Source organism: Pseudomonas sp. PA1(2017) (genome assembly GCF_001945375.1).
Classification (GTDB): Bacteria; Pseudomonadota; Gammaproteobacteria; order Pseudomonadales; family Pseudomonadaceae; genus Aquipseudomonas.
Window position 1 is genome coordinate 628,137 of the sequence record NZ_MSXU01000001.1, and the last position, 15,243, is coordinate 643,379.

At 64.8% G+C, this 15,243-nt stretch carries 12 protein-coding genes and 1 pseudogene; 7 read left to right on the plus strand and 6 right to left on the minus strand.

Annotated elements, in window-relative coordinates; all coding sequences use genetic code 11:
* Positions 1 to 175 precede the first annotated feature (175 nt).
* Together BVH01_RS24900 and BVH01_RS02850 are read right to left on the minus strand one after the other, a co-directional pair.
* Complete coding sequence (locus tag BVH01_RS24900) at positions 176 to 463, minus strand: transposase (RefSeq protein ID WP_256562690.1); 288 nt, start codon at positions 461 to 463, stop codon at positions 176 to 178.
* Positions 464 to 776: 313 nt separating this feature from the next.
* Positions 777 to 2,543 carry a sigma-54-dependent Fis family transcriptional regulator gene (locus BVH01_RS02850; RefSeq protein WP_075928869.1) on the minus strand — a complete coding sequence of 589 codons (1,767 nt, stop codon included), beginning with the start codon at positions 2,541 to 2,543 and terminating at the stop codon, positions 777 to 779.
* A gap of 256 nt (positions 2,544 to 2,799) precedes the next feature.
* Here BVH01_RS02850 and BVH01_RS02855 point away from each other — a divergent pair, with 256 nt between their 5' ends.
* The 3 genes from BVH01_RS02855 to BVH01_RS02865 are packed head-to-tail and all read left to right on the plus strand — an operon-like array spanning position 2,800 to position 6,104.
* Positions 2,800 to 4,290 (plus strand): benzaldehyde dehydrogenase, encoded by a 1,491-nt coding sequence (locus tag BVH01_RS02855; protein WP_075928870.1) that lies wholly within the window; start codon positions 2,800 to 2,802, stop codon positions 4,288 to 4,290.
* Positions 4,291 to 4,333: 43 nt separating this feature from the next.
* Positions 4,334 to 5,098 (plus strand): coniferyl-alcohol dehydrogenase, encoded by a 765-nt coding sequence (locus BVH01_RS02860; protein WP_075928871.1) that lies wholly within the window; start codon positions 4,334 to 4,336, stop codon positions 5,096 to 5,098.
* Positions 5,099 to 5,156: 58 nt separating this feature from the next.
* Complete coding sequence (locus tag BVH01_RS02865) at positions 5,157 to 6,104, plus strand: transporter (protein ID WP_075928872.1); 948 nt, start codon at positions 5,157 to 5,159, stop codon at positions 6,102 to 6,104.
* 21 nt (positions 6,105 to 6,125) lie between these two features.
* Here the strand turns inward: BVH01_RS02865 and BVH01_RS02870 are convergent, their stop codons facing one another.
* Complete coding sequence (locus BVH01_RS02870; RefSeq protein ID WP_075928873.1) at positions 6,126 to 7,142, minus strand: bile acid:sodium symporter family protein; 1,017 nt, start codon at positions 7,140 to 7,142, stop codon at positions 6,126 to 6,128.
* 98 nt (positions 7,143 to 7,240) lie between these two features.
* On the opposite strand from BVH01_RS02870, the pseudogene BVH01_RS02875 reads away from it, so the two are divergent.
* Positions 7,241 to 8,026, plus strand: a pseudogene (locus tag BVH01_RS02875) (helix-turn-helix transcriptional regulator); the annotation flags it as partial.
* A gap of 151 nt (positions 8,027 to 8,177) precedes the next feature.
* Here the strand turns inward: BVH01_RS02875 and BVH01_RS02880 are convergent.
* The 3 genes from BVH01_RS02880 to BVH01_RS02890 form a co-directional block, all read right to left on the minus strand.
* Positions 8,178 to 8,957 carry a DUF1835 domain-containing protein gene (locus BVH01_RS02880; RefSeq protein WP_075928874.1) on the minus strand — a complete coding sequence of 260 codons (780 nt, stop codon included), beginning with the start codon at positions 8,955 to 8,957 and terminating at the stop codon, positions 8,178 to 8,180.
* Positions 8,958 to 8,976: 19 nt separating this feature from the next.
* Positions 8,977 to 10,050, minus strand: a complete 1,074-nt coding sequence (locus tag BVH01_RS02885; protein WP_075928875.1) for a hypothetical protein — start codon at positions 10,048 to 10,050, stop codon at positions 8,977 to 8,979.
* Positions 10,051 to 10,123: 73 nt separating this feature from the next.
* A complete protein-coding gene (locus BVH01_RS02890; RefSeq protein ID WP_075928876.1) occupies positions 10,124 to 11,542 on the minus strand; it encodes an FAD-binding oxidoreductase in 1,419 nt (472 codons plus the stop codon).
* Positions 11,543 to 12,189: 647 nt separating this feature from the next.
* Between BVH01_RS02890 and BVH01_RS02895 the strand changes: the two genes are divergently transcribed.
* The 3 genes from BVH01_RS02895 to BVH01_RS02905 all read left to right on the plus strand — a co-directional run bounded on the left by BVH01_RS02895 (position 12,190) and on the right by BVH01_RS02905 (position 15,237).
* Positions 12,190 to 13,158, plus strand: coding sequence for a tripartite tricarboxylate transporter substrate binding protein (locus tag BVH01_RS02895; protein WP_075928877.1), 969 nt, complete (start codon positions 12,190 to 12,192; stop codon positions 13,156 to 13,158).
* A gap of 62 nt (positions 13,159 to 13,220) precedes the next feature.
* Positions 13,221 to 13,700, plus strand: a complete 480-nt coding sequence (locus BVH01_RS02900; RefSeq protein ID WP_075928878.1) for a tripartite tricarboxylate transporter TctB family protein — start codon at positions 13,221 to 13,223, stop codon at positions 13,698 to 13,700.
* 10 nt (positions 13,701 to 13,710) lie between these two features.
* Positions 13,711 to 15,237 (plus strand): tripartite tricarboxylate transporter permease, encoded by a 1,527-nt coding sequence (locus BVH01_RS02905; RefSeq protein WP_075928879.1) that lies wholly within the window; start codon positions 13,711 to 13,713, stop codon positions 15,235 to 15,237.
* The last annotated feature ends 6 nt before the right edge of the window (positions 15,238 to 15,243 follow it).

Below are 15,243 nucleotides of genomic sequence, written 5' to 3' on the forward strand. Positions count from 1 at the left end.
CAAGCCCGTGTTCATTCAGCAGGGTCAGCGGTGCTCGGTAGCCCCTTCGCGGGCATGGACTGGGCGTCCCCGCCCGCTCCCACGTGGGATTTGCGGGCACTGAAAAATTTGGTGCCGAGGACAGCTTTTGTGGGAGCGGGCCATGCCCGCGAAAAACTCAGCAGTCGACTCACACCTAGAGCCAGACCGCATTCCAGAACGGATAATCCCCCACCCGCCTGACCAACCCAGCTCGTAGCGGATTGGCCACGATATAACGCGACACACCGAGCAAATCCTCCTCGACGCGCAGACCATGATCATGGAAGCCCGACGCCCAGATACCCCTCTCGGTGCCCACACATTTTCCCGCCATCCGACTGCTCGACGACTTCAGCAGATTCACCAAAGCAGCCAGGCTGTCCGCCTCGCCCAATTGAATCAGCCAATGGGCGTGATCCGGCATCAGCACCCAGACGAGCATATGGCTGTCACGAAGGAGCGTTGGAAGCGGGCAGCTGCACAGGCAGCGGGGAAATGGCTGAACACCGGTGTGCGATCGCGGGTGATGGTGGTAACCAGATAGGCCGCGCCCGGACAGGAGGCACGGCCTCTACGCAAGGCACGATAGCTCGGTTTCGATGGCATAGGCATGAATCGCCCCACGTGTTGATTCAGTGGCGCCAGCCTAGTGCTCGCTAACCATTCGCGCGCATGGCGCGCTCCCACAAAATGTGTGGGAGCCATCCGAGGCGTGGGAGCGGGCGGGAACGCCTAGTTCATGCCCGCCAATAATCTCAACCGACCCGCGCCCGCTTCAGCCGATACGCAAACTGCGCCCGGCTCAGCCCCAGCATGCGGGCAGCCGCAGCCAGGTTACCGGCACTGCGTTGCAAGGCTTGCTCGAGCAACTGGTTCTCCACGGCCTGCAGCGACAGGTTGGCATCGGGCAGGTCAGGGCAACCGAGACGAGTCAGCAGGTCGGTTTCGCCAGGCCGATCCTGATGCTGCACCAGCCGCCCCTGCTGCAGCAGCGAATAGAACTCGGCCGGCAGTTCTTCATCGCGGAACAGGTGGTTGAGGTCGATGGGCGCGCCTTCGTTACTGGCGATCACCCCGCGTTCGATCAGGTTCTGCAACTCGCGGATATTGCCGGGGAAGCTGTAGTTGAGCAGCGCCTTGAGGCCGCGCATGGTCAGCCCGACCGGGGTTCGCCCGTAGCGCTCGCAGTAGCGGCGCATGAAGAAATCCACCAGCAGCGGAATGTCGTCGCGCCGCTCGCGCAGCGGCGGAATATGGATCGGGTAGACGTTGAGGCGGTAGTACAGGTCTTCGCGAAACTCGCCACGGCGCACCGCCGCACGAAGGTCGACGTTGGTGGCGGCGATCACCCGCACGTCGATGCTGATCACCGAAGTACCACCAACCCTCTCGATCTCGCGTTCCTGCAGGGCGCGCAGCAGCTTGCCCTGGCCCGGCAGGCTCAGGCAGGCCACCTCGTCGAGAAACAACGTGCCGCCCTGGGCGCGCTCGAAGCGGCCGGGCCTCGAGTGGCTGGCGCCAGTGAAGGCACCGCGCTCGACGCCGAACAGCTCGGCCTCGATCAGACTCTCGGCGATGGCCGCGCAGTTGAGCGCCACGAACGGCCCGTCGCGGCGCTCGCTCATGCGGTGCAGGTTGCTGGCGAACAGCTCCTTGCCAACCCCCGACTCGCCGCCGAACAGCACCGTGGCCGGCGTGCGCGCCACCCGCTGCAACGACTGGAAGGCGGCGTTGAAGGCGGCCGAAGCGCCGATCATGCGGCCTTCGTCGATTTCCCCGGCGCTGGCCGGTAGCGGCTGATAGGCCGCTCGCTCCAGGCCGCTGCGCTCGCCCTCCTCGGTCGAGGCGTTGAGATAGCGCAGGTCTTCGCTGACATCACCCCACAGCTCGGCGGTCTTGCCCAGTACGCGACATACCTGGTGGCCCATGGCCCGGCATTCCACCTCGCGAAACACCACCAGGCGGCCGAACAGACCGCTCACGTAGCCGGTGGCGTAGCCCAGTTCCATCCAGCAGGCCGGGTCATTGCCGATTCCATAGGCGGCGATGTGCTCGTCGTCTTCGTGGGCGTGGTGCCAGAGAAATTCGCCGTCGTAGTGGCCGCGATCGACATCGAATTCGAAGTGCAGCGGCTCGACCTTGACCATACCCTCCAGCCCATGCAGGCGGATGCCCGCGGCGAAGATCGACGCTGGCTCGGCGTCCGCCCAGCGCTGCTGCACCAGCCGTGCATCCCGGGCGCCGGACAGGTACCCCGCGCGAGTCAGCAAACCGCGGGCACGCTCCAGGCCGAGGCTGTCGATCAGCTCGCGGCGTAGCGCGCCGAGCGCTTCGCAATGCAACAACACCATGCGCTGGTCGTTGAGCCAGATTCGCCCGTCACCCGGCGAGAAGAACAGGCACTCGGTGAGGTCGCGCAGGGTCGGGGAATTCTCCCAGTCCAGCGCGTCGCTGGCACCACGGTAGTGCGGCGCTTCAGTGATCTGCAGCGCATCCAGGGAAATGCGACGGCTATCGGCCATGCACGGCTCCTCGCTTGCGCAATTCATCAGATGGGCATGGCAAAACGGCTCCTCGACTTACTCATTTGCTCAAACGTGAGCAGCTGAAATCGATGCCTGACCAACCTGAAAACCCCGACGAACGCGCCCAGCTTATTGAAATTGTTATGGATTATCCAAATCGCTCAGTGCCCCCACATGGCTGGGCACGCTCCTTGCGATCAGTGCTGATGCCACCGGCACATCACTCAAAACAACAATACTCCAAGGAGACACCATGTCTCGACTGCCACGATCAGAATCGACTGCTGCACTGCTGGATGAAGGCATATGGGCCGCCAAACTGTTTTCCGGCACCTGGCGGCCGCCCCTGGCGGGAGGATGCAACGCCGTCATCGAGCCGGCCACGGGTGAACGCCTGGCCATCACCGGCCAGGCTCGCGCCGAGGATGTCGCCATCGCTACTGCGGCGGCAGCCGCCCAACAGCCGGCCTGGGAGGCCGTGCCGCCGCGCCAGCGTGCCGATATCTTTCTGCGCGCCGCCGGGCTGCTGCAGGCCCAGGCCGACGAGTGCGCGCTGTTCATCGCCCGTGAAACCGGCGGCATCCTGCCCAAGGCCCAGCATGAGGTGCGTGAGGCGGTGCTATTCCTGCAGCTCGCCGCCGGCCAGGTGATGCAGCCCCACGGTCTGGTGCTGCCGAGCAACACCGCTACGCTGTCCTACGCGCGGCGCCTGCCCCACGGCGTGGTCGGGGTGATCTCGCCGTTCAATTTCCCGCTCATCCTGTCGATCCGCGCCGTGGCCCCGGCACTGGCGGCAGGCAACGCGGTGGTGCTCAAGCCCGACCCACAGACGCCGATCGCCGGCGGCTTCTTGATCGCCCGGCTGTTCGAGCTGGCCGGCCTGCCCGAGGGTGTGTTGCACGTGCTGCCCGGCGGTGCCGATGCCGGCGCGGCGCTGTGCAGCGACCCGCACGTGCGGATGATCGCCTTCACCGGCTCCACCGCAGCCGGGCGCAAGGTCGCGGAAACCGCCGGGCGCCACCTCAAGAAAGTGGCGCTGGAGTTGGGCGGCAAGAACCCGCTGATCATTCTCGACGACGCCGACCTGGAGCGCGCCCTGAGTTGCGCCAGTTGGGGCGCCTTCCTGCATCAGGGACAGATCTGCATGGCCAGCGGGCTGATCCTGGTGCACGAGTCGCTGCACGAGCGCTTCGTCGAGGGTTTGGTCGAGCGCACCCGGCGCCTGCGCCTGGGCGACCCGGCCGGCGGTGACGTGGAGCTGGGCCCGATGATCAACGAGAACCAGCTGGTACGAACCCATCAACTGGTGCTCGACAGCGTGGTGGCCGGTGCGCGCCTGCAGGTGGGCGGCCAGTACGAGGGGCTGTTCTATCAGCCCACCGTGCTCAGCCATCTGGCGCCGGGCATGCCGGCCTTCGACACCGAGCTGTTCGGCCCGGTGGCCTGCGTGGCCAGCTTCGCCAGCGACGAAGAGGCCGTCGAACTGGCCAACCGCAGCGAATACGGCCTCGCCGCGGCGGTGATCTCACGCTCCATAGGCCGCGCCATGGCGATCGGCGCCCAACTACGCGCCGGCATGCTGCACATCAACGACCAGACCGTGAACGACGATGGCGTCAACCCATTCGGCGGCCGTGGCAATTCCGGCAACGGCGGCAGCATGAGCGGCCCCGCCAACTGGGACGAATTCACCCAGTGGCAATGGGTGACGGTCAAGGACACGCCGCCGCAATACCCCTTCTGACGCTTCAACCGATTTGCCCACAACAAGAACAAGAGGACGCACCATGAACCTGCATGACAAGACCCTGATCGTGACTGGCGCCGCTTCCGGTATCGGCGCCGAAGTGGCTCGACTGGCACGCTGCGCCGGCGCCCGTGTGATCGCCCTGGATCGCCACGAGCCGCAGATCAGCGTGCACGCCTATCACCAAGTGGATCTGGGCGACCCGACGAGCATCGACCAGGTCATCGCCCGCCTGCCCGAGCGCATCGACGGCCTGTGCAACATCGCCGGCGTACCCGGCACCGCGCCGGCCGAGCTGGTCGGCCGGGTCAATTACCTGGGCCTGCGCCACCTCAGCGAGGGCCTGCTGTCGCGTCTGGCTGGCGGCTGCATCGTCAATGCCGCGTCGATTCTCGGCGCCGAGTGGCCACAGCGCCTCGCCGCGCACAAGGCCCTGGCCGCCACATCGGGTTTCGCGGCCGGCGGCACCTGGCTGGACGCCAATCCGGTCGAGCAGGCCACCTGTTACCAGTACTTCAAGGAAGCGTTGATCGTCTGGACGTACCAGAACGCCTCGCCCTGGTTTCGCGAACACGACGTGCGCATGAACTGCGTGGCGCCCGGCCCGGTATTCACGCCGATCCTCGGTGACTTCGTGCAGATGCTCAGCGACGAGCGCCTGGAGCGCGACGGACGCCACATGAAGCGCCCGGCCCTGGCTGACGAAGTAGCTGCCGTGGTGCTGTTCCTCTGCTCGGATGCGGCGCGCTGGGTGTGCGGCGCCAACATCCCGGTCGATGGCGGGCTGGCAGCCAGCTACGTGTGAGCCTCGCCGAGGCTGCACCACGATCTACGACAAGAACAACAAGACAAGGATCATCACCATGCACGCATCACGTCTCCCGCTTCTGACCCTCGGCCTGGCTGCGCTGGCAGGCACAGCCCAGGCCTACGACCAACCCTCGGTCAACCTCGGCTCCACCAGCTTCTACGACGGCTCGCCGTTGCCCGGCGGGCCCGGCAACTACCTGGTCGAGTACCTGATCTACGGCAAGGCTTCGCGCTTCAACGACGAGCACGGCGACAAGCTGCCGCTGCCCAAGCAGGAGATCGAGACCTTCGCGCCGGTCACCCAGTACATTCACCTGGGCCAGCCGATGGCGGGCGGCTGGATGCCCGGTTTCACGGTGATCGTGCCCTGGCTGGCCCATGCCGAGGTAGACGATGGCCTCGACAACGCCGCGCTCAGCTCACGCGAAGGCGTGGGCGACACCGTGCTGGGGGCGTTCCTGCAATCCTCGCTGACCACTCGCGCCGACGGCTCGCCACTGTTCGCCCAGCGCATCGAGGCCGAGGTGATCCTGCCCACCGGGGCCTATGATCGCGACAAGTCGGTCAACCCCGGCGGCAATTTCTGGTCGTTCAACCCCTACTACGCGGCGACCTACTGGTTCACGCCCAGGTGGTCGGTCAGCGGGCGCTTCTGGTACCTGTGGAATGCCAAGAACCGCGACCCGTCAACGGCCTTCGGCGATGTATCGAGCACCCAGGCCGGCCAAGCGCTGCATGCCAACTTCGCCACCCAGTACGCGCTCGACGACAAACTGAGCATCGGCCTGGCCGGCTACTGGCTCAAGCAGATCAGCGATACCGAGGTCGACGGCCGCGACGTCAGCGGCCGGCGCGAACAGGTCTGGGCCATCGGCCCGGGGCTGACCTACAGCTTCTCGAAGGAGAACATCCTGACCGCCAACAGCTACTTCGAACAGGGCGCCGAGAACCGCACGGAGGGCAACAAGTTCGTGCTCAGCTTCGTGCACAAACTGTTCTAGCAGCCCCCGGCGCGATACGCGTCACGGCGCCTTGGCGACGGGCGCCGGCTGCACGGCCGGCGCTTCGACGGCGGTTTCCGGACGGCGTGCATAGCGCTGGGCGAGTACCGCGCAGACCATCAGCTGGATCTGGTGGAACAGCATCATCGGCAGGATCATCAGGCCGATGCTGCTGCCGGCGAACAACACCTGGGCCATCGGCACACCGGTGGCCAGGCTCTTCTTCGAGCCACAGAACAGGATGGTGATGCGGTCTTCCTGGTTGAAGCCGCACACCTTGCCGAGCAGCGCGGTGATACCCAGCGCCAGGGCCAGCAACAGGCAGCAGGAGAGGATCAGCAGGCCCAGGGTCGGCCAGGACACCTGATTCCACAAGCCTTCGACCACCGCCGCACTGAAGGCGGTGTAGACCACCAGCAGGATCGAACTCTGGTCGACGTACTTGAGCCAGTTCTTGTTGCGGCCAACCCAGGCACCGATCCAGCGCCGGGCGATCTGGCCGAGGATGAACGGCACCAGCAACTGCAGGGTGATCTTGCCGATGGCACCGAGCAGCGAGCCGCCGCTGCCGTGCACGTCCATCAGCAGTGCCACCAGTAGCGGCGTGAGAAAGATGCCGAACAGGCTGGAAGCCGCCGCACTGCAGATCGCCGCCGGGATGTTGCCGCGTGCCAGCGAGGTGAAGGCGATGGCCGACTGCACGGTGGCCGGCAGGGCGCACAGGTAAAGCATGCCCAGGTACAGCTCGGTGCCGATCATTGGCGACAGCAGTGGCTTGAGCGCCAGACCGAGCAGCGGGAACAGAATGAAGGTGCAGCTGAACACCAACAGATGCAGGCGCCAGTGGCCGGCACCGGCAAGGATCGCCTCACGCGACAGCTTGGCGCCATGCAGGAAGAACAGCAGGGCGATGGCCAGGTTGGTGATCCAGCCGAATGCGACTGCCGCCTGGCCACTGACGGGCAGGAAGGTGGCGGTGAGCACGACGGCGATCAACGTCAGGGTGAAGTTATCGGGCAGTAAGCGAGAGCGGGCCATGGGTAAAGATTCCGGGCAGTCGAGGCAGGCAGTTGCCACACGAAGGTGCTCACTTTACCCTGCACGAAAATTGCCGACTAACGCCATAAAGCCAAATCATGTCGACTAACGGACAGAACAGCATCGCCGAACGCAGTATTCCGCAACTGGAACGCCTGCCGCGCCCGCTCTATGCACGCAACGAATCCCTGCCGCGCCAGACCGGCACGCCGCGCCACAGCCATGCCTGGGTGCAGTTGACCTATGCCATTCAGGGCGTGCTGCACGTACACACCGCAGCCGGCCGCTTCGTCGCACCGCCGCAGCGGGCCATCTGGATTCCCGCCGGCCTGGAACACGAAGTGCTCAGCTCGCCGAACACTGAAATGCGCAGCCTCTACCTGCAGAACGACAATTCCGAGCGCACAGCGCAAACCTGCCGGGTGCTGGGCGTGGATGCGCTGACCCGCGAGCTGATCCGCAGCTTCTGCGAGCTGCCGGTGGAGTACGACGAAAGCGGGCCGGACGGCCGCCTGGCTCAGGTGCTGCTCGACCGCCTGCGCGCGGCGCCCGAGGTGCACCTGTCGCTGCCGTGGCCAGGCGATACGCGCCTTCGCACCTTGTGCAGCCAGTTGCAGAAAAAACCAGACGATGACCGCACCCTGGCCGCCTGGGGCGAAGGGCTCGGCGTGTCGGAAAAGACCCTGAGCCGCCTGTTCCTGCGCGACACCGGTCTGACCTTCCGCGCCTGGCGCCAGCGCCTGCGCCTGCTCGGAGCGCTGACCCCGCTGGAGCGCGGCGAGCGGGTCACCGATGTCGCCCTGCTCTGCGGCTACGACTCCACCTCGGCCTTTATCGCCGCCTTTCGCCAGCAGTTCGGCGCCACGCCGGGCGAGTTCTTCAGGGCAGCTCTAAAAACGTCGGCGAGGCAGTCAGCGCAAGGCAAAAACAGGCTAAAAAGCGGAGTTTACGTGCTGTAAATGAGCATTTTTAGCCTGTTTTTAACGCCGCGCTGACAACGTAGGTAGTTTTTAGAGGTGCCCTTCAGCGGCTGAATCAGCTGCTGCGGCGCACCTGCAGCCCCGAGTAACCGTGCTCGCCCGGCTCACCGCCGAGCACCAGCTGGCCGCTGTCGGCCAGCTCGCGGGCACGCCAGAACAGGAAGAAGTCGGTGGCGAAGAAGCCGTCGCAGCGCGCCATCACTTCGGCCATCACCCGTGCCAAGGGTTGTGGCTCGGCGCGGGCGTGGCGCAGCAGTGCCGCGTCGATGGCCTGGTAATCCTCGGCGCTGAACGCGCCAGCCTGCCAGCGATGAATCAACCCGCCATCGGCAACCACGGCACGCCACTGCGCCGCCAGCGCGGCGAGGCGCTCAGGCCCGACCGGCTGCGGGTTGGCCAACTCCAGCAGCGCCTGCGGAGCGTGCATGGCCACTGCCTTGCGGCTCTGCACCCAGCTGTTGCCGGTGCCGCAGGCCACTTCGAGCAGGGCGACGCCGCTGCCTTCGAGGCCGTGAGCCACACGCGCCAGCAGCAATTGCTCGCTGGCGCTGTCGCCGTGCCAGACGGTCACCGGCCGCTGCTGGCGGGTCAGATCGGCGAGCCACCGCGCATCGGCGGGCAGGTCCGCGGCAAAATCCGGTACCGGCGTCACGCCCGCCGGCCATACCCCACGCCAGAACGCCACGCGGGCCGCACAGGGGGGCGCGTCGACATCGCCCAGCGGGCCGACGGCCAGGTCGTCGCGCAGCACACGCAGGCCGGCCTCGGCGGCCTCCTGGCCGATCACATGGGTGACGCCGGCGACGGCATTGTCACCACAGACCAGATGCCACATAAGTCCTCCTCGTCGAACGCTACGGGGTGAGTCTCACGGCCAGCGGCGGTTTCTCGCCCTGCTGCCAGGTGCCGGTCAAGCTGCCATCGGCCTGGAATTCGAGTTCGAAGCGGGCCGGTGGTTCGCCGCTTTCGTGAAAGGTGAGGAAGTCCTGCTGGAACTCGCCGCCCAGTTCGATCTGCCTGGCGTGCTTGTCGTAGAAGTAGCTGGCGGACAGGCTGTGGTCGCTATACAGCTGCTCGATCACCAGGGTGATCGGATAAGGCCCGATGCTGCCGTGGTAAACGCCTTGCGCCGTACTGTTCGCCGGCAGGGTGCAATCGTTGCGTTTTTCCAGCAGCAGGCAGCGGCCGTAGGGGCTGAGGTCGGCGCTCAGGGGCTGGTAGCTGACACTGTTGGGGAAATCGCCAAGCTCGTCCAGCGCGCGGCTGGCGTGGTTGGCGCAGGTCTCGCCGATCACGGTCAGGCTGTCAGCACCCAGTTGCAGGCGGTCGTAGTCGAGGCTGGCGTCGCGACGCGTGTCGAGGCATTCGGTGTACATGGCGCGCTGGTCTTCCAGCCACTGCTCATCGTCAGTCAACGTGCCTGGTTTTTCCGGCTTGCTCGGCGGCATGGCCTTGAGAAAATCCTCCAGGCGCTTGACCCGCTGCGCCTGCAGTTCGCCCTGAAGACGCAGCAGCCCCTCGGGGCTGAGCAATTGTGGCAAGCCGATGGGGCGGCCGCTGACCAGATCGAAATTGTAGCCCCGCGAACCCTGGCTGCTATAGGCAGCGGTGTATTCACCGTCGACGTTCAGCGACAGATAACCCGGGCCCTGGCCGATGACCTGGTAATCGAGGCTGTTCACGCCCCAGTGCTCGCCCTCCTTGGGCTGCACCTTCTCGAAGGGTGATTTGGCGAAGCGCCCCGGCAGCGCCTGCAACTCGCGCGCCTGCAGGAAGGTGTTGATCCGGGCGGTGGCCGGGCTATCGCCGACCAGCAGCGGGAAGCGGTAGGTTTCCCAATCGCTGCGTTTGTCGGTGAGATCGTCGATACGCACATCGGCCAGCGCAGGCAGGGCGATGGCAAGCAGGGGCAAAAGCAGCAGGCGCACGAGAAACGTCCTTATTCCGGTCACGGGAGGCCGGCAGTATCCGTCACGCCCCGCGTGAACTCCAGGCGCAGGATCAGAGCAGCTTGCCGGGGTTCATCAAACCGGAAGGATCCAGCGTCTGCTTGAGGCTGCGCATCAGCTCCAGTTCCAGCGGGTCCTTGTAGCGCTGCGCCGCCTCGCGCTTGGCCTGGCCGAGGCCATGCTCGGCGCTGATGCTGCCGGAGAACGCCGCGGTCACGTCGTAGATGATGTGCATGATCGCCTCCGCCTGGGCCTTGAACGGAGCATCCTCGCTGCCTACCGGCTTGCTGATGTTGTAGTGCAGGTTGCCGTCACCAACGTGGCCGTAGCAGACGATGCGCACACCCGGGAACGCCTGCTGCAGGCGCTCGTCCGCCTGGGCGATGAAGACGGCGATGGAGCTGACCGGCACGCTGATGTCGTGCTTGAGGCTCGGCCCCTCGTGGTTCTGCGCTTCGGAAATGCCCTCACGCAGCTTCCACAACGCCACGACCTGCGCCTCGTTGCTGGCCACCACGGCGTCCAGCGCCTCGCCCTGCTCGAAGGCGGCACCGAGGCCGGTTTCCAACATGGCGTTGAGCGGTGCGTCGGGCAGCGTGTCACTGAGTTCGATCAACACGTACCAAGGATGCTCCTCGGCGAAGGGATTGCTGCAACCCGGTACGTGGCGCAGCACGAACGCTACGCTCTGCCGCGACATCAGCTCGAACCCGGTCAGCCGATCGCCACACAATGCGCGCATACGGCCGATCAGCTCCACCGCCGCCTGCGGGCTGGGCAGCGCAACCCAGGCGGTGGTGCGGCTGCGCACCGCCGGGTAGAGCTTGAGCACCGCCGCGGTGATGACGCCCAGGGTGCCTTCGCTGCCGATGAACAGGTGCTTGAGGTCATAGCCGGTGTTGTCCTTGCGCAGGCCGCGCAAGCCATTCCAGAGGCGCCCATCGGGCAGCACCACTTCGACGCCCAGGGTCAGGTCGCGCATGTTGCCGTAGCGCAGCACAGCGGTGCCGCCGGCATTGGTCGCCAGGTTGCCGCCGATGGTGCAACTGCCCTCGGCGCCGAGCGACAAGGGAAACTGACGGCCTACCGCGGCGGCGGCTTCCTGCACCTGCTGAAGCAACACGCCAGCCTCGACGGTGATGGTTTCGTTGCCCGCATCGACGTCACGAATCCGGGTCAGGCGGGTCATCGATATCACCACCTGGCGCCCCGAGTCGTCGGGGATCGACCCGCCACACAGCCCGGTGTTGCCGCCCTGGGGCACCAGCGCCACACCGGCCTGGTGGCAGGCACGAACCACTGCGGCCACTTCCTCGGTGGAGGCCGGGCGCACCACCAACGCGGCGCGGCCGCGGTAGGCGTTACGCCAGTCGCTGAGGTAGGCCTGCATGGCGGCCTGGTCATCGATCAGGCCGGCCGGGCCGACGATCTCGCCCAGGGTCCGTAGCAGTTCGGCTGGCAGGTGGCTCATGCAATGGCACTCCGCTGGGAATGGTCAGGATCGCCGCTGACGCGACAGTGCGAACTCGGCAGTCAGAGAAAGAAACCGCTGTACCCAGAGCTCGGCTGGAGAAGTGAGCACTGGCGGCAATACATGGCAAGGCTTACTGAGCCGCGACGAGAAGTTAGGCGAGCAAGTCACTGTCACCGACCAAATCATAAGTCATCGTATAACAAAAATTAAATAGGCAAGAATCCGCTCATTCATGAACTATTAATCGGCAATAATTCGCTTACTCAATAAACAATATCGAAAGCAGCATAATAAGAAAGATAATGAAACATTTAATAAAACACTTATTAATCAATTATTTATAAAAATTAAACATTATGAATCGGTTTATCGAAAGATGCTTCATTGACAGGCCGAACAACGCAGACAATCATCTTCTCGTCGTCATATGACAACGTACGACACCAACTAATAATAATCATAGGATCCGCTCTCGCCATGAGTCCCCGCAGCAGTCCAGACCGGCACTAACGCCGCCTCGCCATCCCCAATCGCCATATGACTTACCTGCTGATTAATTATCAGGCGGATTGGGCTTCCTATTAAGTGCGCGCTGGAAACAAGCCATCGAGTTGTTCAGGCGTGGCGTTATCGGAGAACTTCCAATGAATAAAATTCTGTCCGCGACCTTGCTGTCCGCAGCCCTGCTGACCACTTCCGCCACCAGCTTCGCCCAGGAACCGAACTGGCCGACCCGCGCGGTACAGGTCGTGGTGCCGGCCAACGCCGGCGGCGACACTGACTTCAACGCCCGCATGATGGCCAAGTACTTCACCCAGATCACCGGCAAACCGATGGTGATCACCAATATGGGCGGTGGCGGCGGCACGGTGGCCGCCTCCCACGTAAAAGAATCATCGGCTGACGGCCACACCATTCTGTTTACCCACACCGGCCAGTTGATCGTCAACGAAGTCGCCGGCCTCAGCGAAGACAGCTATGACGCCTTCGACATTTCCTGCATCGCCGGCGTCGACAAGGCGTCGATCTTCGTAGCCTCCAAGCAGTCGGGTATCGACAGCGTCGAGAAGCTGATCGCCCAGGCCAAGGAAAAGCCCAAGAGCATCTCCTACGGCACCGAGATGGGTAACTTCTCCCACCTGCAGGGCCTGATGTTCGAGAAACGCACCGGTACCGAGCTGCGCTACATCGACACCGGCACCGTGGCCGAGCGCATCGTCGCGCTGCTGGGCGGGCGCATCGACATGGGCGCGATCAGCTACGGCGCGCTGCAGGACTACATCCAGAGCGGCGCGATGAACGCCCTGGCGCAGCCCAACGAGGAGCGCAACCCGCTGGTCGGCGACATCCCCACCTTCCGCGAGAAGGACGTCGACCTGATCGTCGAGAAGCCCTACGTGGTGGCCTTTCCCAAAGGCACCGACGCCGCCATCGTCGCCAAGATGGCCGAGGTCATGAAACAGATCACCGAGATCCCCAGCTACGGCGAGGAACTGGCCAAGACCTACAAGCAGCCGGTGGCCTACTACGGCACGGACGACGCCATCGCCATGCTCAAGGAACACCGCGAGGAGTTCATGCAGTTCAAGGACGCCCTGCGGCAATCGAACTGATCCCCGGCAGCCGCAAGCCCACGCTTGCGGCTTTTTCATTCCCCGATCCATAGGAGTTCGCTGTGGATGCTTTCAAGCGAAAAGAGCTGATCACCGGCAGCTTCATGCTGGCCGCCGGCATCGCTTACCTGCTGGCCACCATGAGCCTGCCGCGCAAGTCGTTCATCGACGCCGCGTTCGTGCCCTACGTGCTGGCGATCTTCATGTGCGGGCTGGGCGTGCTGCAGCTGGTATTCGGCTTTCGCAACCCGCCGGCCGCAGATAGCCCGGCCGACGACAACAAGGGCGAGGTCTCGGAGTACGGCACGGTGATCAAGACCCTGGCGCTGATCGCCGCCTACATCGCCACCCTGGAGCCCATCGGCTTTCCCATCGTCACGGCGATCTACCTGTACCTGCAGTTCATCGTGCTGACGCCCCACGGGCAGAAGATCGGCCACCTGACCTACGCGATCACGGCGAGCATCTCGGCCATCGTCATCTACCTCATCTTCCGCCAGGGCTTCGATCTGATGCTGCCCTCCGGCGTGCTGAACATCTAGGAGGCGCGCCATGCTCGACCTGATGACACACGGCTTCGCCGCCGTTTTCTCGCTGCAGATCTTCATCCTCATCACCATCGGCGTGGTGGTCGGCATCATCTTCGGCGCCGTGCCGGGCCTGTCGGCCACCATGGCCGTGGCGCTGTGCCTGCCGCTGACCTTCACCATGGGCCCGGCCGCCGGCCTGTCGCTGCTGGTAGCGCTCTACGTGGGGGCGATTTCCGGCAGCCTGATCCCGTCGATCCTGCTGAAGATTCCCGGCACGCCCTCCTCGATCGCCACGGTGTTCGATGGCGGGCCGATGATGGAAAAGGGCGAAGGCTTCAAGGCCCTCGGCATCGGTATCGTGTTCTCGTTCCTGGGCACCTTCTTCGGGATCGGCGCACTGATGTTCATCGCCCCGATGCTGGCCAAGGTGGCGCTCAGTTTCGGCCCCCACGAATACTTCGCCATCGCCATCTTCTCCCTGACCCTGATCGCCACGCTGTCCACCGGCTCGCTGACCAAGGGCGTGTTCTCCGGCGCCCTGGGCTTCGCCTTCTCCACCGTCGGCATTGCCCCGGTGGATGCGATCCGTCGCTTCACCTTCGACCAGTCCAACCTCAACGGCGGCTTCGCCATGCTGGCGGTGATGATCGGCATGTTCGCCGTGGCCGAGGTGATTCGCCTGGCCGAGACCGGGCGCCACGCCGGCATGACCAAGGTCAAGCCACTGGACATGTCCAAGGTGCGCGGCTTCGGCTTCTCGCTGAAAGAGTTCGTCGGCCAGCTGCGCAACGCCTTCCGCTCGGCGATGATCGGCCTGGGCATCGGCGTGCTGCCGGGCGTGGGCTCGGGCACTTCGAACATCATTTCCTACATCGTGGCGAAGAAGCGCGCCAAGGACCCGGACTCCTACGGCAAGGGCAACCCCGGCGGCGTGGTGGCCAGCGAAACCTGCAACAGCGCGGCCATCGGTGGCGCCATGGTGCCGCTGCTGACCCTCGGCATTCCGGGTGACACGGTGACCGCCATGCTGCTCGGCGGCTTCCTGATCCACGGCATCCAGCCCGGCCCGTTGCTGTTCATCACCCAGGGGCCGCTGGTGTACACCATCTTCGCCGCGCTGATCCTGGCCACGGTGATCATGCTGGTGCTGGAGTTCTACGGCCTGCGCATCTTCATCAAGCTGCTGTCGGTGCCCAAGCACATCCTGCTGCCGATCATTCTGGTGCTCTGCGTGGTCGGGGCCTTCGGCCTCAACAGCCGCCTGTTCGATGCGTGGAGCATCCTGCTGTTCGGCATTCTCGGCTACGGCTTCATCAAGGCCGGCATGCCGGCGCCGCCGTTCATCATCGGTTTCATCCTCGGGCCGATGGCCGAGACCAACCTGCGCCGCGGGCTGATGCTTTCCGACGGTAGTTTCACCGCCTTCCTGACCAGCCCGATCTCGGCGCTGTTCCTCGGCTTGGCGGCGCTGTCGGTGCTCTGGCACGCGTACAGCCTGCTGCGCGCCAGGAAGAGCAAGAAACCCGCCGAAGCATTATCGACGAGTTGATTGCCC